Origin of the sequence: Neisseria benedictiae, from assembly GCF_958267435.1 — a bacterium.
GTDB lineage: Bacteria > Pseudomonadota > Gammaproteobacteria > Burkholderiales > Neisseriaceae > Neisseria > Neisseria bergeri.
The window spans coordinates 34,511-57,331 of record NZ_CATQFV010000052.1 but is presented as its reverse complement, the minus strand read 5'-3'; the positions used below and the strand labels follow the sequence as shown (position 1 = coordinate 57,331).

Genomic DNA, 22,821 nt, shown 5'->3' with positions numbered 1-22,821 from the left:
GCGTTCAGACGGCATCGGCAATCAGGCATTCCACCCCCGCCTCTTTCAGCATCTTCTGCATCGCGGTATCGGGCAGCCGGTCGGTAAATACTTTGTCAAACGCCGTAATGTCGCCAAGCCGGACCAGCGCGTTGCTGCGGAATTTGCTGTGGTCCACGCCGAGGAAGCGGACGCGCGCGTTGGCCATCATCGCCTGCATCACGCTGACTTCTTTGTAGTCGTCGTCCAAAAGCGAACCGTCGCTTTCCACGCCGTGCGTGCTCATCACGGCATAATCGACTTTGAACTGGTTGATAAAGTCGACGGTCGCCACGCCGGTAATGCCGCCGTCTAGGGGACGGACAACGCCGGATGTGATGATGACCGTGTAATCCGTCCGTGCCGAAGCAATCGAGGCGGCGTGGATATTGTTGGTAATTACCCTCAGGCTGCCGCGCCGCCTGACCAGCTCCGACACCACAGCCTCCATCGTCGTACCGATACTGACAAACAGCGACGAACCGTCGGGGATGTATTCCGCAATCAGCTGGGCAATGGCGTTTTTCTCGTTTTGACACCGGGTTTGCCGGTCGGCGGGCAGGCCCTCCGGCAAGTTTCCGCCCGAAGATGCGCCGCCGTGATGGCGTTTCAGGCTGCCGGCCTCCTCCAACTCGCGGATGTCGCGGCGTATCGTCTGCGGGGTAACGTCCAATGCGGCGGCAAGCTCGTCCACCGACATAAACTGATGCCGGCGGACAAGGCTTAAAATCTCTCCATGCCTTTGGATTTTCGGTTTCATCGTTTTCTGCTTCCTTGTATCGGGATGCCGATTTTACCGCGTTCAGCCCAGCGTGGAAAACACCACCATCAGAAACGGGGCGGCTATATTGACCACCACGCCGAAGCTGACCGCTACCGGCACGACTTCCAAACCGCCCGCACCCTGAATCACGGGCAATGTGAAATCCATACTGGTCGCGCCGCCGACCCCCACCGCCGCATCGGGAAAACGCTTCATCAGCAGCGGAATAAATGCCAGCGCGAACAGTTCTCGTGCCAAATCGTTCAAAAGCGCGATACTGCCCCATACCGCGCCGTAAGCCTCGGTCATCACCAAACCCGAGAGGGAATACCAACCGAAGCCGGAAGCCATCGCCAAACCTTTCACCCACGACACACCGTCTGCCGATGCGGCAAACAGCAGCCCGCCTGAAAGAGATGAAAGCATAAACCAGACCGACAACCGAATACCCCTGCGGTTGACCAAAACCTGCCGCAACGATACGCCGCTGCTTTTGAGCTGTACGCCGATGAGGAACACCAGCAGCATCAGACAGTACATACCCGCGTTTTCAGACGGCATCCAAATATCGCGCATCAGTTTGCCGAATGAGAATCCGAGCAGCACGCATCCGAGCTGCCCCACACTGCCCGACACGCCGACCGAAACGCCCTTCCCTTTCCCCCTTATCCGCCACGGGAATAACTTTCCCAACACTGCCAAGGCAAGCAGGTTCGCCCCGACCGTACAAACAAACAGCCACAGAACCGTCAACGCCATATTGTCCAACCGTGAACCCAAATCCTCCACGCGCGACAACGATACGCCGATCAGCAGCAACACGGCATACACCAAAACCGACAGCATCTTGTCCAAAGCGGGCAGGTAAGGCTTGGGAACACGGATAAAAAATCCGGCAAACATCGGTACCAATACCGAAAGCAACGTCATCAGGCTGTCCATCTCCTGACCTCCTTTATTGCCGCATGATATATGCGGTTTAAAAATTGCCGTCTGAAAATTGCAGATACCCGCATCCATATTTCAGACGGCATCAGGTTCGCCATTAAAAAACCGCCTGAACATCTGATTCAGATGGTTTTCTCGCCATCAGGCATTCAATCTTCCAAAGTCTTTTCCAAACGCTCCATACAGTTACCCAAATGGCGGCGCAGGATTTTGACCACGCGGTTGCGCCTGCCTGCCAGCAGCAGGTCGAGGATTTCACGGTGTTCGGAATGCGTGTGCGTATTGATGGCGTGTTTTTCCTCGCGATGCACGCCCGCCACGGCAACAATCAGGGAAGACCGCGCGCACAGCGTGTTCATAATGTCGAACAGCACATCGTTGCCCACCAGGCGCGCCAGTTCGACGTGGAAGGCATTGGACAGGCGGTTCCAGCCGACGCGGTCTCCCCTGCCGGAAGCCTCTTCTTCGCGCCTTATCATCGCATAAAGCGGCTTGAGGCGCGTTTCCAAATCCGGCAGGTCTGCGAGGATGTTCAAAATCATCGTCTCCATTTCGATGCGCGCATTGAACACATCCTGCATTTCTTTCAAATCGGGAACGTGGACGAACGCGCCCCTGTTGGGTTGCAAATCAACAATCTTGTCGTGCGCCAAAAGCGACAGCGCACCGCGGACGGTGTTGCGCGAACACACCATCTGGCGGCAAAGTTCGGATTCGGTCAGCTTTTTGCCGGGCAGCAGCACCTGATCGGTAATGCCGTCCAAAATCAGGGCGTAAACACGGAACAGCTCAGAATCGTGCCGCTCTTCGAGAATCAGGGAAGACGTAGTCGGCGCATGGATAATGTCGTCGTTTTCAAAGTTCATGATGTTTTCCGTATTTTTACGCTTTCAAATTTTTTAAGATGTTTTAAGACGGCTGTGTTTCAAATCGTGTCGGAGAAATTAAAGTATTACACAAATTTATTTTATAGTGGATTAACAAAAATCAGGACAAGGCGACGAAGCCGCAGACAGTACAAATAGTACGGAACCGATTCACTTGGTGCTTCAGCACCTTAGAGAATCGTTCTCTTTGAGCCAAGGCGAGGCAACGCCGTACTGGTTTTTGTTAATCCACTATAATTCAATAAATTAATATATGGCTTAAAATAACGGGATTCCCGCCTTCCGCCCGCCCGCAGAAGCAGGCGGGCATCATTTTAAAACGCGGCATTTAAAATTTGACCGAAAATTGTTGACAATCCGGAATCAAGCCTGCACAATACCCCGACAAGTCCAAGTATTATAAAGGCTGAATAAAGAGGAAACAGCAGGCAGATATATTCGGGAGGTGCAGTCCGAATATATCTGCTTTTTTATGCGCCTCCGGATTGCCTGCCGCACCTTTCCCCTTCAGACGGCATCGGCCGTTTCCCCATAATGCCGTCTGATGCTTATTTCTCCGCCCCGGCAATTTCAAAACTATGGGTAATCTTTGCTGCTTTGCCCAACATAATCGAAGCCGAACAGTATTTTTCGGCAGACATCTGAACGGCGCGTTCAATGGCCGATTCTTTCAAATCATGCCCGATTACCTTGAAATGGATGTGGATTTCGGTAAACACGCGCGGCGCATCGTCCGCCCGTTTCGCCGTAACCGTCGCACGGCAGTCAGTTACTTTCTGACGCTGTTTTTCGGCAATCATCACCACATCGATGCTCGAACAGCCCGCCACGCCCAACAGCAGCATTTCCATCGGGCTGGGCCCGCGCTTGGCCGCACCTTCTGCCGCCGATCCCTCCATAACGACGCTGTGCCCGCCTTCCGTCGTGCCGACAAAGCACATTCCGTCTATCCATTTTGATGTAACCTGCATGGTGTCATTCCCGAAAATAGCGTTAAAACCGCTTTGCATATGGCGTTATTGTAAACAATTTCAAGCGGCTTATGCAGAAATATGGACAAAACGGCAAAAAAACACTTGAAAACCGATTTACGGTTTGGCTGCCTGGCCGTTGATCTGCACCGATTTGAGTTTCAGCGTATAGGTTTTGCCGTCGTCGGTATAGCCGATTTGTGCCGGAATATTGTTCAGGGACGGTGCGAAGAAATACATTACCGTATCGTCGCCGCGCCGCACCCGATATTTGACGACTTCGGTTTCCACGCCGCCTATGCTGTATTTTCCTGTACCCGCCTTATTCAAACCGCCGACGGAATAAAGTTTTTTGCCGTTGGTGATTTTCAGCCCCGGGGGGAGTTTCGCGTCATTTGCCGCCAACTGCCAGGCAAGCGTAAACAAATCCATAGCCTTGGGGCTTTGCTCGGTTTTGCTCTCGCCCGCTTTGCCGTAGGTTACGCTGCCATCGGCGAATTTGGCTTCCGCATACAGTTTGCCCCTGCGTATGTCTCTATAGTAGGTAGGGTGCAGGGTATTGCCGACAACCGTACCGCCGGACTCGAAACGGATATTGTATAGCGGCACTTTAATCGTCGAAACGATTTTGTAAGCATTGCCGCTGCGTTCAAATGTCATCGTGGCGGGAATGCCGTAGCTGCCGGAATAGTGCAGCACGGCGGATTGGGGCAGCCCTGCCGCATACGCGCACGGCAGGGCGGCGGACAAAATGGCGGCGGAAAATATATTTTTAAAAGTCTTCATCATTTGCTCCCGCCCTGTTTACGCCGTCAGGAAACGGGCGGCATCAGCGTTTTCCGAATTTCTGACGCGGTTTCCCTCGATACTCAGGCGGCCGGCGGCAAAATCGGCAACGGCTTTCGGATAAAGTTTATGCTCGACAGCTAAAACCCGTGCGGCAATATCGTCTGCCGTATCACCATCAAGTATCGGCACAATCCCTTGCGATACAATCGGGCCGCAATCCAGCTCGGCCGTAACGAAATGAATCGTACAGCCAGCAACGCGGCAACCTGCCTCCAAAGCGCGTTCGTGCGTATGAAGTCCGGTAAATGAAGGCAGGATGGATGGATGGATGTTCATCAGCCTGCCTTCGTAATGGGCGCAAAACTCGGGGGTCAGAATCCGCATAAAACCTGCCAAAACCACCAAATCGGGTTGATATGCGTCGATTTTTTCCATCATGGCCGTATCGAAGGCAAGTCGTGATTCAAAGTTTTTATGATTCAGGCTATCGGTCGGAATACCGCGTTCGGCCGCCCATTTCAGTCCTTCCGCCGTTTCGCTGTTGCTTAACACGGCAGCAATACGGACATTTGGAACGGCAGCATTGACGATAGCTTGCATGTTGCTGCCGCGTCCGGAAATCAGGATGACGATGTTTTTCATAATGGTGCGCTTTTGAAAGGGATGCCGTCTGAACCGCTGTTTGGTGGTTTCAGACGGCATTTGCCGTAAAAATGCCCGAAAACCTGTTTCGGGCAAGGGTTCGGACTTAATTTACTTTTTTGATGTCGACTTGAGCCGGCTGTTGGGCAGACGCATTTCCGGGTGCACCAACCTTAACCAGTTTCACATCAAATACCAAAGTAGAGTTCGGACCGATTTTTTCGCCCGCACCCTGTTCGCGGTAGGCAAGGTTGGACGGGATGTAGAACGTGGCTTCGCCGCCTTCTTTCAGGAGTTGGACGCCTTCGGTCCAACCCGGAATCACTTGGCTTAACGGGAAGGTTGCCGGACCGCCGTTGGCTTTACTGCTGTCGAATACGGTACCGTCAATCAGGCGGCCTTCGTATTCCACGGTAACGATGTCGTCTTTGGTCGGCTGTTTGCCTTCACCCTGTTTGGTGATTTTGTACTGCAAACCGGAAGCAGTAGTCTTCACGCCGTCTTTGGCGGCATTTTCCTTCAGGAAGGCTTCGCCTTTTTCTTTGTTGGCCTTCGCATCCGCCTTGTGTTTTTCTACGGCTTTAGCCTGCTGCTCCTGCAGGAATTTCATCATCACTTCCTGAGCCTGCTCTTCGGTCATTTTGATTTCTTTGCCGTCATACATTGCCTGCATGGCTTCGGTAAAGACTTTCAAATCGATTTCCGCACCCTGCTCCTTCATCTGTTTCAGGGAGCGTCCGATGTCCACACCCATAGCATAGCTTGCCTGCTGCATGGTGTTGCCGATTGAAGAAGTATCGCCCTGCGCGGCAGAAGCTGCGGCAGGCTCGGATGCGGATGATGCGGGTACGTTTTCTTTTTTGCCGCAGGCAGAAAGTGCCAAAGTGGCGGCAAGGGTTAATGCGCTGATTTTGAAAATTTTGTTCATAATAGCTCTTCGCTGTTAATAAGGTCGGAAAAATGGGATTATAGCCGAGTTTGAATGTTTCAACACACAGGATGACACATAAAGCGTCAATCTGTGTGTTGCCCTGTTTTGGAAGGAATTGAACCTTCCCAAATAAGGTCTGATTCTACCGCCCCGAAGGACAGATGTCCAAGTGGCGGGGTTCAACCGATCAGGAAATTTTAATCAAATAGAATCAAGCCTGTTTAAATTTTGTAAATGCGGCATTTCAGACGGCATTTCATGCCTTGCCCTCCATACTGTGATGTTCGATGGCAAAACCGCTTCGGCGGTAGGCGGCAAAGCGTTCGCGCGCGTCGGCGAGATCTTCCAGGCTGTTACCGACGATTTCCAAAACGCGCGCGGGCAAGACCGGAGCGGTGTTCCAAAAACTGTCGGATAGGTTCAAAACGGCCATGCTTTCGGGAATTCGGGGCAGATTGCCGCCGCAGGCAAGCAGGACGGATGTTTCAGACGGCATGGCTTCTTCCGTTTCCCAAATTTCGTGCGGAATGAAACTCTCGGCCTCGTATTGCCAAAGCATTTTGTCCAATTCCTGAAGCCGCCCGAACGAATCGGACCACACCAGTATCCTGCCGCCGTCCCGAATCGCACGGGCAATCAGGCGGCAGGTGAAAATCGGAACTTGGGCAACATGCGTGTAAAAGGTGGCTTTCGGCATATCGTTTGAACATTTGACAGGATGATGCCGTCTGAAAGGCTTCAGACGGCATTGGGGCAAAATTAAAGATTCCGCAGATAGTTCAGCAGCAAGGGAACGGGGCGGCCGGTCGCGCCTTTTTCCGCACCGGATTTCCACGCCGTACCCGCGATGTCGAGATGCGCCCACGGGTAGTCTTCGGTAAAGTAAGACAGGAATGTTGCGGCGGTAATCGTGCCTGCACCCGGCGTGCCGATGTTGGGGATGTCGGCGAAGTTGGATTTGAGCTGGTCTTTGTAGGTCTCGAAAAGCGGCAGTTGCCATACTTTGTCGTCCACGTTGTAGGAAGCGGCAAGCAGGCTGTCGATCAAATCCTGATTGTTGCCCATCACGCCGCTGACATCGTGCCCCAAAGCGACAATACACGCCCCCGTTAAAGTCGCCACATCAATCACGGCTTTGGGTTTGAACTGTTCGGCGTAAGTGAGCGCGTCGCACAAAATCAGACGGCCTTCAGCATCGGTGTTCAACACTTCGATGGTCAGCCCTTTCATACTTTTCACAACGTCGCCCGGTTTGTTGGCCGCGCCGGAAGGCATATTTTCACAAGTGGCGACGATGGCGATGAGGTTAATCGGCAGTTGCAGTTTGACGGCGGCGCAGAAGGTGCTGATGACGGTTGCCGCGCCGCACATGTCAAACTTCATTTCATCCATGTTCAGGCCGGGCTTAAGGGAGATGCCGCCGGTGTCGAAGGTAATGCCTTTGCCGACTAGGACGACGGGGGCGGCTTCTTTGTCGGCTGCACCGAAGTAACTCAATTCAATCAGATAGGGGTCTTCCACGCTGCCTTTGGCGACCGACCAGAACGAACCCATGTTTTCTTTGATGTAGTCTTTTTCGATGATTTTGGCGTGTGCGCCCAGTTTTTCGGCTTCGGCTTTGGCGGTACGCGCGAGGAATTCAGGCGTACATTCGTTGGGCGCGGCATTGCCCAAGTCGCGGCAGAGGCTTTGTCCGTAAACTTGCGCTTCGGCAACGCGCAGGGCTTCTTTGACGGCGGCTTCGTATGCGGTGTGAAACACGGCTTGTGCGAATTTGGCAGGCTTGGCTTCTTTTTTGTAGCGGTCGAAACGATAGGCAGCATTGCCGAACGCAATCGCAAACGCTTCGGCTACGGCGGCGGCTTGAGCTTCATCGAAGGCATGGATGTCCGCATTGACCGTTTCCTGATTTTGCGCCCATTTCGCGGCTTCGGCTGCGGCTTTGTTCAATGCGGCGCGGTCGGTGCTTTTCAGACGGCATACGGCAACAGCCTGCAAACCGTTATCCGTCGGGATTTTGGTGTCGACAAAAGTTTGACCTTCTTCAAGCGAAGACAAAAGGGCAAGGGCGGTCGGGTGGTTTAATTGCGCCTCTTCGGCGCAGACAAACAGCAGCGCACCTGCCTGCCGTTCCTGCAAGATTTCGGTTTTTGTGCTAAATTCCACGTTTATTCTCCTGATTGAGACGGTTTATCGGGAAATTCAGACGGCATCCGCTCAAATGCCGTCTGAAAAGACGGTCTGATTGTACTCCATTTGAAAGCCTGTCCGAAACCTTACCGATACCACCGCCTGTTGCCAGCCGAAGCCGGAACCCATGATTTACCAAAGAAACCTGATTAAAGAACTTTCCTTTACCGCCGTCGGCATTTTCGTCGTCCTCTTGGCGGTATTGGTGTCGACGCAGGCCATCAACCTGCTCGGCCGTGCCGCCGACGGGCGCGTCGCCATCGATGCCGTGTTGGCATTGGTCGGCTTCTGGGTCATCGGTATGACGCCGCTGTTGCTGGTTTTGACTGCGTTCATCAGCACGCTGACCGTGTTGACCCGCTACTGGCGCGACAGCGAGATGTCGGTTTGGCTTTCCTGCGGATTGGCATTGAAACAATGGATACGCCCGGTCATGCAGTTTGCCGTGCCGTTTGCCATTTTGATTGCCGTCATGCAGCTTTGGGTGATGCCGTGGGCGGAACTGCGCAGCCGCGAATACGCCGAAATCCTGAAGCAGAAGCAGGAATTGTCTTTAGTGGAGGCAGGCGAGTTCAACAGTTTGGGCAAACGCAACGGCAGGGTTTACTTCGTCGAAACCTTCGACACCGAATCCGGCATCATGAAAAACCTGTTCCTGCGCGAACAGGACAAAAACGGCAACGACAACATTATCTTCGCCAAAGAAGGCAATTTCTCGCTGAACGACAACAAACGCACGCTTGAATTACGCGACGGCTACCGTTACAGTGGCACGCCCGGCAAAGCCGACTACAACCGCGTTTCTTTCCGGCACCTCAGCCTGATCATCAGCACCACGCCCAAACTCATCGACCCCGTTTCCCACCGCCGTACCATTCCGACCGCCCAACTGATTGGCAGCAGCAATCCGCAACATCAGGCGGAATTGATGTGGCGCATCTCGCTGACCGTCAGCGTTTTGCTGCTGTGCCTGCTCGCCGTGCCGCTTTCCTATTTCAACCCGCGCGGCGGACACACCTACAATATCTTGATTGCCATCGGTTTGTTTCTAATTTACCAAAACGGGCTGACCCTGCTTTTTGAAGCCGTTGAAAATGGAAAAATCCATTTCTGGCTCGGACTTCTGCCTATGCACATCATTATGTCCGCCACCGCCGTCATCCTGTTGCGCGTCCGCAGTATGCCCGCGCAGCCATTTTGGCGGGCGGTTGCCGAAAGCCTGACACCGAAAGGCAGAAAATGAACCTGATTTCACGCTACATCATCCGCCAAATGACGGCGATGACCGTTTACACCCTCCTCGCCTTCCTCGCTTTGTACAGCTTTTTTGAAATCCTGTACGAAACCGGCAACCTCGGCAAAGGCAGTTACGGCATATGGGAAATGCTGGGCTACACCGCCCTCAAAATGCCCGCCCGCGCCTACGAACTGATGCCCCTCGCCACCCTGATAGGCGGACTGCTTTCCCTCGGCAGGCTGGCTGCCGACAGCGAACTGACCGTCATCAAGGCAGGCGGCGTAAGCACCAGGAAACTATTATCGGTCCTGTCGCAGTTCGGGCTGATTTTCGCCCTCGCCACCGCCGCGCTCGGCGAATGGATTGCACCCGCGCTGAACCAAAAAGCCGAAAACATCAAAGCCGCCGCTATCAACGGCAAAATCAGTACCGGCAATACCGGCCTTTGGCTCAAAGAACAAAACAGCATCATCAACATACGCGAAATGCTGCCCGACCATACCCTGCTGGGCATCAAAATTTGGGAGCGCAACGATAAAAACGAACTGGTGCAGGCAACGGAAGCCGAGTCCGCCGTTTTAAACGACGACGGAAGCTGGCAGTTAAAAAACATCCGCCGCAGCACGCTTGGCGAAGAAAAAGTCGAAACCTCAACCGCCGCCGAAGAAAACCTGCCGATTTCCGTCAAGCGCAACCTCATGGAAGTGTTGCTCGTCAAACCCGATCAAATGTCCGTCGGCGAACTGACCGCCTACATCAGCCACCTCGAAAACAACAGGCAAAACACCCAAATCTACGCCATCGCCTGGTGGCGCAAATTGGTTTACCCCGTCGCAGCCTGGGTGATGGCACTCGTCGCCTTCGCCTTCACCCCGCAAACCACCCGCCACGGCAATATGGGTTTGAAGCTCTTCGGCGGCATCTGCCTCGGCTTGCTGTTCCACTTCGCCGGCAGGCTCTTCGGGTTTACCGCCCGGCTCTACGGCATCCCACCCTTCCTCGCCGGTGCACTGCCTACCATAGCCTTCGCCCTGCTCGCTGTTTGGCTGATACGCAAACAGGAAAAACGTTGAACAAATGCCGTCTGAACCTCTCTTCAGACGGCATTTGTTTTCATTGACACATTCCCGCAGACAGATAGCCGTTCCCTATTACATTGCCTGTCATAACAGTTCCATTTTTGTTAAAACTAGTCTATGATAGCGGTGCAAATATTGTTTACAATATTTAACGGAAATCATTTGCAACCCGACAAAAGAAAAACAGAAAAAGGAACAAAGAGATGTTAGAAGCCTATCGTAAAGCCGCCGCCGAGCGCGCCGCCCTTGGTATTCCCGCCCTTCCTCTGACTGCTCAGCAAACCGCCGATTTGGTTGAGCTGCTGAAAAACCCGCCCGCAGGCGAAGGGGAGTTCTTGGTCGAACTGCTTGCCCACCGTGTTCCGCCCGGTGTGGACGATGCCGCAAAAGTCAAAGCCTCATTCCTGGCTGCCGTTGCCGAAGGCAGCGCGTCCAGCCCGCTGGTTTCCCCCGAATATGCGACCGAACTCTTAGGTACGATGCTTGGCGGTTACAATATTCACGCCTTAATCGAACTCTTGGACGAGGACAAACTCGCGCCAATCGCTGCCAAAGGCTTGAAACATACGCTTCTGATGTTCGATTCTTTCCACGACGTTCAGGAAAAAGCCGAAAAAGGCAACAAATACGCGCAAGAAGTTTTGCAATCTTGGGCGGATGCCGAATGGTTTACCTCACGCGCCAAAGTTCCCGAAAAAATCACCGTTACCGTCTTCAAAGTTGACGGCGAAACCAATACAGACGACCTCTCTCCCGCGCCCGACGCATGGAGCCGTCCTGATATCCCTCTGCACGCGCTGGCTATGTTGAAAAACCCGCGCGACGGCATTAATCCTGACAAGCCTGGCGAAGTCGGTCCGATTAAATTGTTGGAAGAACTCAAAGCCAAAGGCCATCCGGTTGCTTACGTCGGCGACGTGGTCGGTACCGGTTCTTCACGCAAATCCGCGACCAACTCCGTCATTTGGCATACAGGCGAAGATATTCCGTTCGTACCGAACAAACGCTTCGGCGGCGTATGCCTGGGTGGCAAAATTGCGCCGATTTTCTTCAATACTCAAGAAGACTCCGGCGCGTTACCGATTGAAGTCGATGTTTCCGCGCTGAAAATGGGCGATATCGTCGATATTCTGCCTTATGAAGGCAAAATCGTGAAAAACGGCGAAACCGTTGCCGAGTTCAGCCTGAAATCGCAAGTATTGCTGGACGAAGTGCAAGCCGGTGGCCGTATCAACCTGATTATCGGTCGCGGTCTGACCGCCAAAGCGCGCGAAGCCCTGAAACTGCCTGCTTCTACCGAATTCCGTCTGCCTCAAGCGCCTGCTGAAAGCAAAGCCGGTTTCACCTTGGCCCAAAAAATGGTTGGTCGCGCCTGCGGTTTGCCGGAAGGCAAAGGCGTGCGTCCGGGTACTTACTGCGAACCACGCATGACTACTGTCGGCTCGCAAGACACTACCGGCCCGATGACCCGCGACGAGTTGAAAGACTTGGCTTGCTTGGGCTTCTCTGCCGATATGGTGATGCAGTCTTTCTGCCACACCGCCGCCTATCCGAAACCTGTCGATGTAAAAACCCATAAAGAACTGCCCGCCTTTATTTCTACCCGTGGCGGCGTGGCTCTGCGTCCGGGCGACGGCGTGATCCACTCATGGCTCAACCGCCTGCTGCTGCCTGATACAGTGGGTACCGGCGGCGACAGCCACACCCGTTTCCCTATCGGTATTTCCTTCCCCGCAGGCTCCGGCTTGGTTGCTTTCGCAGCAGCCACAGGCGTGATGCCGCTCGATATGCCTGAGTCTGTATTGGTACGCTTTAGCGGCAAGTTGCAACCGGGCGTAACCCTGCGCGATTTGGTGAACGCCATTCCGCTGTACGCGATTAAACAAGGTCTGCTGACTGTTGCCAAAGCCGGTAAGAAAAACATCTTCTCCGGCCGCATCCTCGAAATCGAAGGCCTGCCTGATTTGAAAGTGGAACAAGCCTTTGAGTTGACCGACGCATCCGCCGAACGCTCCGCCGCCGGCTGTACCGTGAAGCTCAACAAAGAGCCGATTATCGAGTACATGAAATCCAATGTCGTATTGATGAAAAACATGATTGCCAACGGCTATCAAGATCCGCGCACTTTGGAACGCCGCATCAAAGCCATGGAAAAATGGCTGGCAAATCCCGAGTTGCTCGAAGCGGATAAAGATGCAGAATACGCCGCCGTGATTGAAATCAACATGGACGACATTAAAGAGCCGATTATCGCCTGCCCGAACGACCCGGACGACGTATGCTTCATGTCTGAACGTTCCGGCACCAAAATCGACGAAGTGTTCATCGGTTCGTGCATGACCAACATCGGCCACTTCCGCGCCGCTTCCAAACTCTTGGAAGGCAAGAGCGATATTCCCGTCCGCTTGTGGGTAGCACCGCCGACCAAAATGGACGCGAAAGAGTTGTCCGACGAAGGCCACTACGGCGTACTCGGACGTGCCGGCGCGCGTATGGAAATGCCGGGTTGCTCCTTATGTATGGGTAATCAGGCGCAAGTACGCGAAGGTGCGACCGTTATGTCCACCTCCACCCGCAACTTCCCGAACCGCTTGGGCAAAAACACCTTTGTTTACCTCGGTTCGGCGGAATTGGCGGCAATCTGCTCCAAACTGGGTAAAATCCCGACCGTTGAAGAATATCAAGCCAATATCGGCATCATCAACGAACAGGGCGATAAAATCTACCGCTATATGAACTTCAACGAAATCGACAGCTACAACGAAGTAGCCGAGACCGTGAATGTTTGATCCCTGTCATCCGTATGAAGTAAGGGATTGACCGCAATGCCGTCTGAACAACCTTCAGACGGCATTGCAACATTCCGCTAACCCTTCTTTCCGCAAACGCTGCAAATACGGCGTTCACTCCCCCACATAAAGGAAACGACAGTGAACCTGAAAAACCGCCATTTTCTGAAACTTTTAGACTTCACGCCGGAAGAAATCACCGCCTACCTCGACCTTGCCGCCGAATTGAAAGCCGCCAAAAAAGCAGGGTGCGAAGTGCAGCGGATGAAAGGGAAAAACATCGCCCTGATTTTTGAAAAAACCTCTACTCGGACACGCTGCGCGTTTGAAGTCGCCGCACGCGACCAAGGCGCAGGCGCAACCTATCTGGAACCGTCCGCCAGCCAAATCGGGCACAAAGAAAGCATCAAAGACACGGCGCGCGTCTTGGGCAGGATGTACGATGCCATCGAATATCGCGGCTTCGGTCAGGAAGTTGTTGAAGAATTGGCGAAATATGCAGGCGTACCCGTATTCAACGGGCTGACCAACGAGTTCCACCCCACTCAAATGCTCGCCGACGCGCTGACCATGCGCGAACACAGCGGCAAACCTTTGAACCAAACCGCGTTTGCCTATGTCGGCGACGCGCGTTACAACATGGGCAATTCCCTGCTGATTTTGGGTGCGAAACTCGGCATGGACGTGCGTATCGGCGCACCGCAAAGCCTGTGGCCGTCTGAAGGCATTATTGCCGCCGCACACGCCGCCGCCAAAGAAACCGGCGCAAAAATTACCCTGACCGAAAACCCGCAAGAGGCCGTCAAAGGTGTCGGTTTCATTCATACCGACGTATGGGTCAGCATGGGCGAGCCAAAAGAGGTCTGGCAGGAGCGCATTGATTTATTGAAAGATTACCGCGTTACGCCCGAGCTGATGACGGCATCGGGCAATCCGCAGGTCAAATTCATGCACTGCCTGCCCGCCTTCCACAACCGAGAAACCAGAGTCGGCGAATGGATTTACGAAACCTTCGGGCTGAACGGTGTGGAAGTTACAGAAGAAGTATTCGAAAGCCCCACCAGCATCGTGTTCGATCAGGCGGAAAACCGTATGCACACGATTAAAGCGGTAATGGTCGCGGCTCTGGGCGACTGACAGAACTGTGCCTGTTTAAATTCATCCGCAACACAGATGCCGTCTGAACACGATGTTCAGACGGCATCCATATAACAAACTGCCTACACGATGTGTAGGCAGTTCCGTTTGAAAACAATCAGTTTTTGTCTTGATCAACCAATTTGTTAGCAGTAATCCAAGGCATCATGGCACGCAGTTGTGCGCCAACTTTTTCAACTTGGTGGTCGGCATTCAGACGGCGGCGGGCAGTCATAGACGCGTAGTTGACATTACCCTCTTGGATAAACATTTTCGCGTATTCGCCGGTTTGAATGCGTTTCAGGGCATTGCGCATGGCTTCTTTGCTGGAAGCATTGACCACTTCAGGACCGGTAACGTATTCGCCGTACTCCGCATTGTTGGAAATGGAGTAGTTCATGTTGGCAATACCGCCTTCGAAAATCAAATCAACGATGAGCTTCATTTCGTGCAGACATTCGAAGTAAGCCATTTCAGGCGCGTAACCGGCTTCGGTCAGGGTTTCAAAACCTGCTTTGATCAACTCGACCACGCCGCCGCACAATACGGCTTGTTCGCCGAACAGATCGGTTTCGGTTTCTTCGCGGAAAGTGGTTTCAATCACACCGCCTTTGGTGCCGCCGTTGGCAGCCGCATAAGACAGGGCAATATCTTTGGCTTTGCCGGAATTGTCTTGGTAAACGGCAATCAGAGAAGGCACACCGCCGCCGCGTTTATATTCACTGCGTACGGTATGGCCCGGACCTTTGGGGGCAACCATAATCACGTCCAAGTCGGCACGCGGAACGATTTGGTTGTAGTGCACGTTGAAGCCGTGTGCAAATGCCAGCGTTGCGCCTTCTTTCAGATTGGCTGCAACTTCTGCGTGATAGACGGCAGGCATGGTTTCGTCAGGCAGCAGCAACATAACCACATCGGCTTCTTTAGTCGCATCCGCAACGGTTCTGACGACATGACCGGCTGCTTCGGCTTTTTTCCAAGAAGAACCTTGGCGCAGACCGATCACCACGTTGACACCCGAATCTTTCAGGTTGGCGGCATGGGCATGACCTTGCGAACCGTAACCGATGATGGCAACGGTTTTGCCTTTAATCAGAGACAGGTCGGCATCTTTATCGTAATAAACTTGCATTTGATTTCCTTTAAGGTAAATGGTTGTCGAAGCCTTAAAATGTTGAGCGGCTTCGGACGGGTTAAACAGAGTGTGCCGCTTAAGCGGCAACTTCATTCATCAATACGATTTCCAATGCTTCGGTTTTACCGTCGACGGACTGGACGAAGGCTTGGAAATGCGCGCTGGCGTTATGTTCGTCAATAGCTGCTTGGGATTTCCAATTTTCCACGAAAACGAAACGGTTCGGTTTGCCGATTTCCTGATGGAGATCGTAGCTGATGTTGCCCTCTTCTGCACGGCTGGCTTTGACCAGTTCTTTAAACTGTGCTGCCAGTGTTTCCGTGTATTCCGGTTTGACGGTAACCAGTGCGACAATTTTAATGTTCGACATAAATCTCTCCTGCCGTTCGTTTTTCAGACGGCATTCAAATACCATGCCGTCTGAAAGGTTACGGCGTTAAATTTTCAAAATACGCTCACCGCGACCGATGCCGGCCGCGCCTGTACGTACGGTTTCCAAAATTTGGGCGCATCCGACCGTTTCCAAAAAGGAATCCAGCTTGTCTGTCGAGCCGGTAATTTCAATCGTATAGCTGCGGTCGGTTACGTCGATGATGCTGCCCCGGTAGATTTCGGTCAAGCGTAAAAATTCGTCGCGGTCTTTGCCGGCGGCACGGACTTTTACCAACATCAGTTCGCGTTCGACAAAACGGCTTTCGTTCAAATCGACCACTTTAATCACTTCAATCAATTTATTGAGTTGCTTGGTGATTTGTTCGATGACTTGCTCGTCGCCGTGGGTAACGATGGTCATACGGGACAGGGTTTTGTCTTCGGTCGGCGCAACCGCCAAAGAATCGATATTGTAATCGCGTGCAGAGAACAAACCGACCACGCGGCTCATCGCACCTGATTCGTTTTCAATCAGAACAGATAAGATATGTCGCATTTGCCTCTCCTTACGCCTTTCCGTCCGCACGCATATGCGGCGGAAGTACCATTTCGTCCAAACCTTTGCCGTTGCCGACCATGGGCATCACATTCTGTTTCTGGTCGGTCAGGAAGTCGATAAATACCAGCCTGTCTTTTTGGTTCAATGCTTCCAACAACGCACCTTCCACATCAGACTTCTTGTCCACGCGGATACCGATATGACCGTATGCCTCGGCAAGTTTGACGAAATCGGGCAAAGAATCGAAATAGGTTTCCGACTCTCGGCCGCCGTAATATATTTCCTGCCACTGGCGTACCATACCGAGATAACCGTTGTTCAGCGTAATGACGTTAACCGGAATCCGATATTGGAAACAGGTGGACAACTCTTGGATGTTCATCTGGATCGAGCCGTCGCCGGTAATACAGAATACGTCTTGATCCGGGGCGGCAAGTTTTGCACCAATCGCATAAGGCAGACCCACGCCCATCGTACCCAAACCGCCGGAATTGAGCCATTGGCGCGGACGTTCGAAGGGATAATATTGAGCCGCAAACATTTGATGCTGCCCTACATCCGATGTGATGATTGCCGAATTGCCGGTAATCTCGGCAAGTTTCTGAATCACATATTGGGGCTTGATAATTTCGCTGCCGTTGTCAAACCACAAGCAATCGCGGGAACGCCATTCCTCTATGGTTTTCCACCATTTGCCCAAAGCATCTTCAGACGGCATGGACTCTTGCTTTTGCCACAGTTCAACCATCTCGGACAAAACGTTTTTCACGTCGCCGACAATCGGAATGTCCACCTTCACGCGTTTGGCGATGCTGGAAGGATCGACATCGATATGGATAACCTTCTTCGCCTTCTCGAAAAATTTGGACGGTACGGAAACCACACGGTCGTCAAAACGCGCACCTACGGCAAGAACGACATCCGCATTCTGCATGGCAAGGTTTGCCTCGTAAGTACCGTGCATACCGAGCATACCGAGGAATTGGCGGTCGCTGGAAGGATAAGCACCCAAGCCCATCAGCGTACCCGTGCACGGAGCACCCGTCATTCGGACAAATCGGGTCAGCTCTTCAGAAGCATTACCCAACACCACGCCGCCGCCAAAATAGACGACTGGACGTTTGGCAGATGCCAACATCTGCACGGCCTTTTTAATCTGACCGATATGCCCTTGAACAACTGGTTGGTAAGAGCGGATAAAGATATCTTCCTGCGGATAGCTGAATTTCGCCATCGCCTGAGTTACATCTTTGGGAACATCAACCACAACCGGACCGGGACGGCCGCTGGCGGCAATTTGGAATGCTTTCTTGATGGTCTCGGAAAGCTCGTTGACATCGGTTACCAAAAAATTATGTTTGACGCACGGACGGGTAATACCGACCGTATCCACCTCTTGAAACGCATCCGTACCGATAAGCGAATTGCCGACTTGTCCGCTGATGACCACCATCGGAATCGAATCCGTATAGGCAGTAGCAATACCGGTCAGTGCATTGGTAACGCCCGGGCCGGATGTAACCAATGCCACACCCACCTTACCGCTGACGCGCGCATATGCATCTGCCGCGTGTACTGCCGCCTGCTCATGTCGGGTAAGAATGTGTTTGAATTTATTGAGTTGGAACAGTGCATCGTAGATTTCGATAACCGCACCGCCGGGATAACCGAAAACGTACTCGACGCCTTCGGCTTTGAGACTCTGCACTATGATTTGTGCGCCTGATAACTGCATAACGACCTCTTTTATACGGTTTCAAACCAATAGGGACAAACCGCTTTGCCACAGCACCTGTAATGCAATTCCACCAAGCAGCGATTTAGGGTACGCGCATTGGAAGAACACAGCAACAGACGGATTATCCAATCAATTGGAAAGAAACACAGAGTTTGTGAAAAAGAGTAGAAACGATAACGCAAACCGACAGTTCAATCAAGAAAAATCTTTCATCTTTTAATATTTTTTGAAGATGGAGAGATTATTGATTGATTTTAAAAGAATAAAATCAGGAGTACCTTTTTTTGAAAGATGGGAATTGTTGACAGTTTGTGCAGGAGGGGCAGATGTGAAAAATCCTTCTTCGGTATCAAGAATTTTAAAATTTACAGGGTTTCATCCCAATAAAGACTCGGGATATTGATTGAACTTGATTTTATTTTTGATATATCAAAAATATTCCCAACCATACTTCCTGAAAATGGCTCATTGCACCGGACTGTATTGGGCGGCATTGACAGAACCAAGAGGGCTAACAACGACTTAATATATTGATTGTATTTAGTCTTATTAAACAGCAATAGACAAAAAAATAACCGCTAAAAAAGCGGTTGTGGTGCCCAGGGTCGGACTCGAACCGACACACCTTGCGGCGGGGGATTTTGAGTCCCCTGCGTCTACCAATTTCGCCACCTGGGCTGGTGAAGAAGTCGCCATTATAATGGCTTTTGAGATTCTGTAAACTTTTTTTTTGAAATTATTTTATCTGTTTTTATTTTGTTTCTGATTTTAAATAGAATTTTTATTATTTTAATTTTACTGTGCTTTCCGCTCAAAAGCATTCTGTATGATTCGGCAATTCCTGCCGTACGGACAATGTAAAAAATACTACATTAAATCTGCCAAACGCGTTAAGATGGAAATATTCAAATTCCGTACGAATCAGGTTTTTCTATTTATTCTTGGGAGATTGTCATGTTTTCTGTACCGCGTTCCTTTTTGCTGGGCGTTTTCGCACTTGCCTCGCTTGCCGCCTGCAAACCTCAAGACAACAGTGCGGCGCAAGCCGCTTCTTCAAGTGCATCCGCGCCGGCTGCGGAAAATGCGGCAAAACCGCAAACACGCGGTACGGATATGCGTAAGGAAGACATCGGCGGCGATTTCACGCTGACCGACGGCGAAGGCAAGCCTTTCAGCCTGAGCGATTTGAAAGGCAAGATCGTGATTCTGTCTTTCGGTTATACGCACTGTCCCGATGTCTGCCCCACCGAGCTGCTGACTTATAGCGACACGTTGAAGCAGTTGGGCGATCGGGCTAAAGATGTGAAAGTGGTGTTCGTCAGCATCGACCCCGAGCGCGATACGCCCGAAATCATCGGTAAATATGCCAAGCAGTTCAATCCGGACTTTATCGGTCTGACGGCAACGGGCGGTCAAAGCCTGCCGGTCATCAAGCAGCAATACCGCGTAGTTTCTGCCAAAGTCAATCAAAAAGAAGACGGCGAAAACTATTTGGTCGACCACTCTTCCGGTGCGTATCTCATCGACAAAAACGGTGAGGTTGCCATTTTCTCGCCTTACGGAAGCGAGCCGGAAACGATTGCCGCCGATGTAAGGACCCTGCTCTGATAAAACCGTATGCCGTCTGAACCGCCGATGCCTGTTCAGACGGCATTATTGTTTCAACTGACAAAGGACATCCACACCATGCAGGATAATGCTTTGACCATCGCCTTATCCAAAGGGCGCATTTTTGAGGAGACGCTGCCGCTGCTTGCCGCTGCCGACATTGTTCCGACTGAAGAGCCCGAAAAATCGCGCAAGCTGATTATCGGGACGAACCATGAAAACATCCGCCTTGTCATTGTCCGCGCAACCGATGTGCCGACTTATGTCCGCTACGGCGCAGCGGACTTCGGCATTGCGGGCAAAGACGTGCTGATCGAACACGGCGGCTCCGGGCTTTACCGGCCTTTGGATTTGGAGATTGCCAAGTGCCGCATGATGGTTGCTGTGCGTAAAGGGTTTGATTACGAAGCCGCTTCGCAACCCGGATGCCGTCTGAAGATTGCCACGAAGTATCCTGAAATCACGGCATCTCATTTTGCCGGCAAGGGTGTCCATGTGGACATTATCAAACTGTACGGCTCGATGGAACTTGCGCCGCTGGTCGGCTTGAGCGATGCGATTGTGGACTTGGTTTCGACGGGCAACACCTTGAAGGCAAACGGCTTGGAAGCAGTCGAACACATCGTCGACATTTCCAGCTACCTGGTAGTCAACAAGGCTGCTTTAAAAACGAAATACGCGCTGCTGGAGCCGATTATTCAGGCGTTCAGCGGCGCAGTGAAGGCGAAGTGAGCATTCATTTGAATAAAGATGCGTTTTCAGACGACCCTATCCGTTCCCGCCGACAGGTCGTCTGAAAATATCACCGGCAGTAAACTGTATAGGAGAAGTTAAAATGGTTGCAAAAATAAAAAAATTCTCAGATTCAACCCTTTCCGTTTTGAATAACGGCGAGCGTCGATTTTATGTCTATTGTCTGACCGACCTGAAAAAAGACAAAATCCTCTACATCGGAAAAGGCTGCGGTAATCGTATCTTCGAGCATGAATGGGTTGCTAGTCGTTCACAAGATCCAGTCTCCGGCGAGATTATCGATCGGAAACTCAAAGCCATCTCCAAATGCAAGAAACTCGGTCGCTATATCATCAGCTATCATCTGACTGAAGTCGAAGCGCTCGCCGCCGAATCTGCCTTAATTCATTTTGTTAAATCTGTCTTGGGTAAAAAACTCAAAAATAAAATTACCGGGCATGGTCCGGGTGGTATTAGCGTAGAAGAGCTAGATCGCCGCTTTGGATTCTCTTCTCTCCCACTTAACGAGATTAACCCCGACGGGCTGATTCTCGCCGTCAAAATCCATGATGCTTTCGATTTAGATACTGACGAAGAATTAGACTACCATTTTAACAACCGAGACGATGCAAACCTTAAATCGCGTACCTTAGGCAACTGGTGGCTCAATAAAGATGCCGCCTCCAAAGTGAAATACGTTATCGGCGTTCACACCGGTCTGCAAAACGCTGTTGTTAGCGCATACGAAGTGGACGGTTTTGAAACAATGATTGGTGAAAGCAAAAACGGCAGACCACAAACCCGTTACCGCTTCCATACCATCTCGCACAGCGAAGAGGTATTAGCCAAACTCGGCCTGCAACAAAAATGCCTACCCGAATTGAAGTTTGCCAGCAGGGGAGAAAAGGCTTACATCAGACCCAAAACAGAGGCAGAAACTGAACAAGAGAATATTCAGACGACCCCAGTCCAAAAATAAAAAAGGAGAACAAATCATGAAAAAACTCAACACCCAATCACCCGATTTCCAAACCGGACTCAAAGCCCTGCTGGCTTTTGAAACCGCGCAAAACCCCGAAACCGAACGCATCGTCGCCGACATTTGCGCCGACGTGCAAAAGCGCGGCGATGCGGCTCTGATTGAATACACCAACAAATTCGATCAGACAAACGCTAAAAGCATCGATGATTTAATACTCACGCAAGCCGATTTGAACGCGGCGTTCGAGCGCATTCCGAACGACATTCAGACGGCATTGCAGACCGCCGCCCGCCGTGTCGAAAGCTACCACCAACGCCAAAAAATGGAATCGTGGAGCTACACCGATGAAGACGGCACGCTGTTGGGACAACAAATCACACCGCTTGACCGCGTCGGCATTTACGTCCCCGGCGGCAAGGCGGCGTATCCGAGTTCCGTCATCATGAACGCCATGCCCGCCCACGTCGCAGGCGTGAAAGAAATCATCATGGTCGTCCCCACGCCCAAAGGCGAACGCAACGACATCGTGCTTGCCGCCGCCTTCGTCGCGGGCGTCACCAAAGTCTTCACCGTCGGCGGCGCGCAGGCGGTTGCCGCCCTCGCCTACGGCACCGAGTCCGTACCGCAGGTCGATAAAATCACCGGCCCGGGCAACGCCTTCGTCGCCGCCGCCAAACGCCGCGTGTTCGGCGTGGTCGGCATCGACATGGTGGCGGGGCCGTCTGAAATCCTGGTCATCGCCGACGGCACGACACCTGCCGATTGGGTGGCGATGGATTTGTTCAGCCAGGCCGAACACGACGAAATTGCCCAAGCCATCTTAATCGGCACGTCGCAAGCGTATCTCGACGAAATAGAAGCCGCCATGAACCGCCTGATTGAAACTATGCCGCGCCGCGACATCATCGAAGCCTCGCTCGGCAACAGGGGCGCGATGATACTCGCCAAAGACTTGGACGAAGCCTGCAAAATCGCCAACTACATTTCCCCCGAACACTTGGAATTGTCAGTCGAAAACCCGCAGGAATGGGCGAAAAAAATCCGCCACGCAGGCGCGATTTTCATGGGACGCTACACCGGCGAAAGCCTCGGCGACTACTGCGCCGGCCCAAACCATGTGCTGCCCACCAGCCGCACCGCCCGCTTTTCCTCGCCGCTGGGTACTTACGACTTCCAAAAACGCTCCAGCCTGATTCAGGTTTCGGAACAGGGCGCGCAAAAATTAGGCGAAACCGCCAGCGTGCTGGCACACGGCGAAAGCCTGACCGCCCACGCCCGCGCGGCAGAGTTCCGTATGAAATAATGCCGGAACGG

20 protein-coding genes, 1 tRNA gene and 1 pseudogene are annotated in these 22,821 nt (G+C 52.4%); 8 read left to right on the top strand and 14 right to left on the bottom strand.

Annotated features, from left to right (window positions below; all coding sequences use genetic code 11):
- Positions 1 to 4 precede the first annotated feature (4 nt).
- The 9 genes from Q3O12_RS05420 to Q3O12_RS05380 form a co-directional block, all read right to left on the bottom strand.
- Positions 5 to 778 (bottom strand): DeoR/GlpR family DNA-binding transcription regulator, encoded by a 774-nt coding sequence (locus Q3O12_RS05420; RefSeq protein ID WP_301669664.1) that lies wholly within the window; start codon positions 776 to 778, stop codon positions 5 to 7.
- A 42-nt stretch (positions 779 to 820) separates the two neighbouring features.
- Positions 821 to 1,723: a LysO family transporter gene (locus Q3O12_RS05415; protein ID WP_301669663.1), complete on the bottom strand. Its 903-nt coding sequence runs from the start codon at positions 1,721 to 1,723 to the stop codon at positions 821 to 823.
- A gap of 155 nt (positions 1,724 to 1,878) precedes the next feature.
- Positions 1,879 to 2,595 (bottom strand): GntR family transcriptional regulator, encoded by a 717-nt coding sequence (locus tag Q3O12_RS05410; RefSeq protein ID WP_002212831.1) that lies wholly within the window; start codon positions 2,593 to 2,595, stop codon positions 1,879 to 1,881.
- Positions 2,596 to 3,164: 569 nt separating this feature from the next.
- Positions 3,165 to 3,587, bottom strand: a complete 423-nt coding sequence (locus Q3O12_RS05405) for an OsmC family protein (protein WP_301669662.1) — start codon at positions 3,585 to 3,587, stop codon at positions 3,165 to 3,167.
- Between the two features lie 117 nt (positions 3,588 to 3,704).
- On the bottom strand, positions 3,705 to 4,376 hold the full coding sequence (locus tag Q3O12_RS05400; protein WP_115437202.1) for a DUF3108 domain-containing protein: 672 nt from the start codon (positions 4,374 to 4,376) through the stop codon (positions 3,705 to 3,707).
- Between the two features lie 15 nt (positions 4,377 to 4,391).
- A complete protein-coding gene (gene purN, locus Q3O12_RS05395) occupies positions 4,392 to 5,018 on the bottom strand; it encodes a phosphoribosylglycinamide formyltransferase (protein ID WP_301669717.1) in 627 nt (208 codons plus the stop codon).
- 106 nt (positions 5,019 to 5,124) lie between these two features.
- A complete protein-coding gene (locus tag Q3O12_RS05390; RefSeq protein ID WP_250314217.1) occupies positions 5,125 to 5,946 on the bottom strand; it encodes an FKBP-type peptidyl-prolyl cis-trans isomerase in 822 nt (273 codons plus the stop codon).
- 259 nt (positions 5,947 to 6,205) lie between these two features.
- Positions 6,206 to 6,646 carry a DNA polymerase III subunit chi gene (locus tag Q3O12_RS05385; protein WP_301669661.1) on the bottom strand — a complete coding sequence of 147 codons (441 nt, stop codon included), beginning with the start codon at positions 6,644 to 6,646 and terminating at the stop codon, positions 6,206 to 6,208.
- Positions 6,647 to 6,708: 62 nt separating this feature from the next.
- Positions 6,709 to 8,115, bottom strand: a complete 1,407-nt coding sequence (locus Q3O12_RS05380; RefSeq protein ID WP_301669660.1) for a leucyl aminopeptidase — start codon at positions 8,113 to 8,115, stop codon at positions 6,709 to 6,711.
- Positions 8,116 to 8,266: 151 nt separating this feature from the next.
- Between Q3O12_RS05380 and lptF the strand changes: the two genes are divergently transcribed.
- From lptF to argF, 4 genes are all read left to right on the top strand, one after another.
- Positions 8,267 to 9,382 (top strand): LPS export ABC transporter permease LptF, encoded by a 1,116-nt coding sequence (gene lptF / locus Q3O12_RS05375; RefSeq protein WP_301669659.1) that lies wholly within the window; start codon positions 8,267 to 8,269, stop codon positions 9,380 to 9,382.
- A complete protein-coding gene (gene lptG / locus Q3O12_RS05370; RefSeq protein ID WP_301669658.1) occupies positions 9,379 to 10,449 on the top strand; it encodes an LPS export ABC transporter permease LptG in 1,071 nt (356 codons plus the stop codon). Before lptF ends, lptG begins: the two co-directional genes overlap by 4 nt.
- Positions 10,450 to 10,658: 209 nt before the next feature.
- Positions 10,659 to 13,244 carry a bifunctional aconitate hydratase 2/2-methylisocitrate dehydratase gene (acnB, locus tag Q3O12_RS05365; protein WP_301669657.1) on the top strand — a complete coding sequence of 862 codons (2,586 nt, stop codon included), beginning with the start codon at positions 10,659 to 10,661 and terminating at the stop codon, positions 13,242 to 13,244.
- A 141-nt stretch (positions 13,245 to 13,385) separates the two neighbouring features.
- The gene (gene argF, locus Q3O12_RS05360) at positions 13,386 to 14,381 is read left to right on the top strand and encodes an ornithine carbamoyltransferase (RefSeq protein WP_301669656.1); all 996 of its coding nucleotides are present in this window, start codon (positions 13,386 to 13,388) and stop codon (positions 14,379 to 14,381) included.
- A gap of 118 nt (positions 14,382 to 14,499) precedes the next feature.
- Here argF and ilvC read toward each other — a convergent pair whose 3' ends face one another.
- The 5 genes from ilvC to Q3O12_RS05335 all read right to left on the bottom strand — a co-directional run bounded on the left by ilvC (position 14,500) and on the right by Q3O12_RS05335 (position 18,863).
- Positions 14,500 to 15,513, bottom strand: a complete 1,014-nt coding sequence (ilvC, locus tag Q3O12_RS05355) for a ketol-acid reductoisomerase (protein WP_301669655.1) — start codon at positions 15,511 to 15,513, stop codon at positions 14,500 to 14,502.
- A gap of 79 nt (positions 15,514 to 15,592) precedes the next feature.
- Positions 15,593 to 15,886 carry a putative quinol monooxygenase gene (locus Q3O12_RS05350; RefSeq protein WP_002230746.1) on the bottom strand — a complete coding sequence of 98 codons (294 nt, stop codon included), beginning with the start codon at positions 15,884 to 15,886 and terminating at the stop codon, positions 15,593 to 15,595.
- A 66-nt stretch (positions 15,887 to 15,952) separates the two neighbouring features.
- Positions 15,953 to 16,444 carry an acetolactate synthase small subunit gene (gene ilvN / locus Q3O12_RS05345; protein WP_301669654.1) on the bottom strand — a complete coding sequence of 164 codons (492 nt, stop codon included), beginning with the start codon at positions 16,442 to 16,444 and terminating at the stop codon, positions 15,953 to 15,955.
- A gap of 10 nt (positions 16,445 to 16,454) precedes the next feature.
- A complete protein-coding gene (ilvB, locus tag Q3O12_RS05340; RefSeq protein ID WP_301669653.1) occupies positions 16,455 to 18,182 on the bottom strand; it encodes a biosynthetic-type acetolactate synthase large subunit in 1,728 nt (575 codons plus the stop codon).
- 596 nt (positions 18,183 to 18,778) lie between these two features.
- Positions 18,779 to 18,863, bottom strand: a tRNA-Leu gene (locus tag Q3O12_RS05335).
- A 276-nt stretch (positions 18,864 to 19,139) separates the two neighbouring features.
- Between Q3O12_RS05335 and Q3O12_RS05330 the strand changes: the two genes are divergently transcribed.
- The 4 genes and pseudogenes from Q3O12_RS05330 to hisD all read left to right on the top strand — a co-directional run bounded on the left by Q3O12_RS05330 (position 19,140) and on the right by hisD (position 22,810).
- Positions 19,140 to 19,793 carry an SCO family protein gene (locus Q3O12_RS05330; RefSeq protein ID WP_301669652.1) on the top strand — a complete coding sequence of 218 codons (654 nt, stop codon included), beginning with the start codon at positions 19,140 to 19,142 and terminating at the stop codon, positions 19,791 to 19,793.
- Positions 19,794 to 19,871: 78 nt separating this feature from the next.
- Positions 19,872 to 20,525 (top strand): ATP phosphoribosyltransferase, encoded by a 654-nt coding sequence (gene hisG, locus Q3O12_RS05325; RefSeq protein ID WP_301669716.1) that lies wholly within the window; start codon positions 19,872 to 19,874, stop codon positions 20,523 to 20,525.
- Between the two features lie 103 nt (positions 20,526 to 20,628).
- A pseudogene (locus tag Q3O12_RS05320) lies at positions 20,629 to 21,524 on the top strand (LEM-3-like GIY-YIG domain-containing protein).
- Positions 21,521 to 22,810, top strand: coding sequence for a histidinol dehydrogenase (gene hisD, locus Q3O12_RS05315; RefSeq protein WP_301669650.1), 1,290 nt, complete (start codon positions 21,521 to 21,523; stop codon positions 22,808 to 22,810). The pseudogene Q3O12_RS05320 and the gene hisD overlap by 4 nt, the downstream one beginning before the upstream one ends.
- The last annotated feature ends 11 nt before the right edge of the window (positions 22,811 to 22,821 follow it).

Bases quoted from the DNA above. Each gene is read 5' to 3' on its own strand.
- Q3O12_RS05350 (WP_002230746.1), bottom strand. From the start codon at position 15,886: ATGTCGAACATTAAAATTGTCGCACTGGTTACCGTCAAACCGGAATAC.
- Q3O12_RS05390 (WP_250314217.1), bottom strand. From the start codon at position 5,946: ATGAACAAAATTTTCAAAATCAGCGCATTAACCCTTGCCGCCACTTTG.
- Q3O12_RS05410 (WP_002212831.1), bottom strand. From the start codon at position 2,595: ATGAACTTTGAAAACGACGACATTATCCATGCGCCGACTACGTCTTCC.
- purN (WP_301669717.1), bottom strand. From the start codon at position 5,018: ATGAAAAACATCGTCATCCTGATTTCCGGACGCGGCAGCAACATGCAA.
- Q3O12_RS05420 (WP_301669664.1), bottom strand. From the start codon at position 778: ATGAAACCGAAAATCCAAAGGCATGGAGAGATTTTAAGCCTTGTCCGC.
- ilvC (WP_301669655.1), bottom strand. From the start codon at position 15,513: ATGCAAGTTTATTACGATAAAGATGCCGACCTGTCTCTGATTAAAGGC.
- acnB (WP_301669657.1), top strand. From the start codon at position 10,659: ATGTTAGAAGCCTATCGTAAAGCCGCCGCCGAGCGCGCCGCCCTTGGT.
- ilvB (WP_301669653.1), bottom strand. From the start codon at position 18,182: ATGCAGTTATCAGGCGCACAAATCATAGTGCAGAGTCTCAAAGCCGAA.
- ilvN (WP_301669654.1), bottom strand. From the start codon at position 16,444: ATGCGACATATCTTATCTGTTCTGATTGAAAACGAATCAGGTGCGATG.
- Q3O12_RS05400 (WP_115437202.1), bottom strand. From the start codon at position 4,376: ATGATGAAGACTTTTAAAAATATATTTTCCGCCGCCATTTTGTCCGCC.
- Q3O12_RS05405 (WP_301669662.1), bottom strand. From the start codon at position 3,587: ATGCAGGTTACATCAAAATGGATAGACGGAATGTGCTTTGTCGGCACG.
- Q3O12_RS05385 (WP_301669661.1), bottom strand. From the start codon at position 6,646: ATGCCGAAAGCCACCTTTTACACGCATGTTGCCCAAGTTCCGATTTTC.
- lptG (WP_301669658.1), top strand. From the start codon at position 9,379: ATGAACCTGATTTCACGCTACATCATCCGCCAAATGACGGCGATGACC.
- hisG (WP_301669716.1), top strand. From the start codon at position 19,872: ATGCAGGATAATGCTTTGACCATCGCCTTATCCAAAGGGCGCATTTTT.
- lptF (WP_301669659.1), top strand. From the start codon at position 8,267: ATGATTTACCAAAGAAACCTGATTAAAGAACTTTCCTTTACCGCCGTC.
- hisD (WP_301669650.1), top strand. From the start codon at position 21,521: ATGAAAAAACTCAACACCCAATCACCCGATTTCCAAACCGGACTCAAA.
- Q3O12_RS05415 (WP_301669663.1), bottom strand. From the start codon at position 1,723: ATGGACAGCCTGATGACGTTGCTTTCGGTATTGGTACCGATGTTTGCC.
- Q3O12_RS05330 (WP_301669652.1), top strand. From the start codon at position 19,140: ATGTTTTCTGTACCGCGTTCCTTTTTGCTGGGCGTTTTCGCACTTGCC.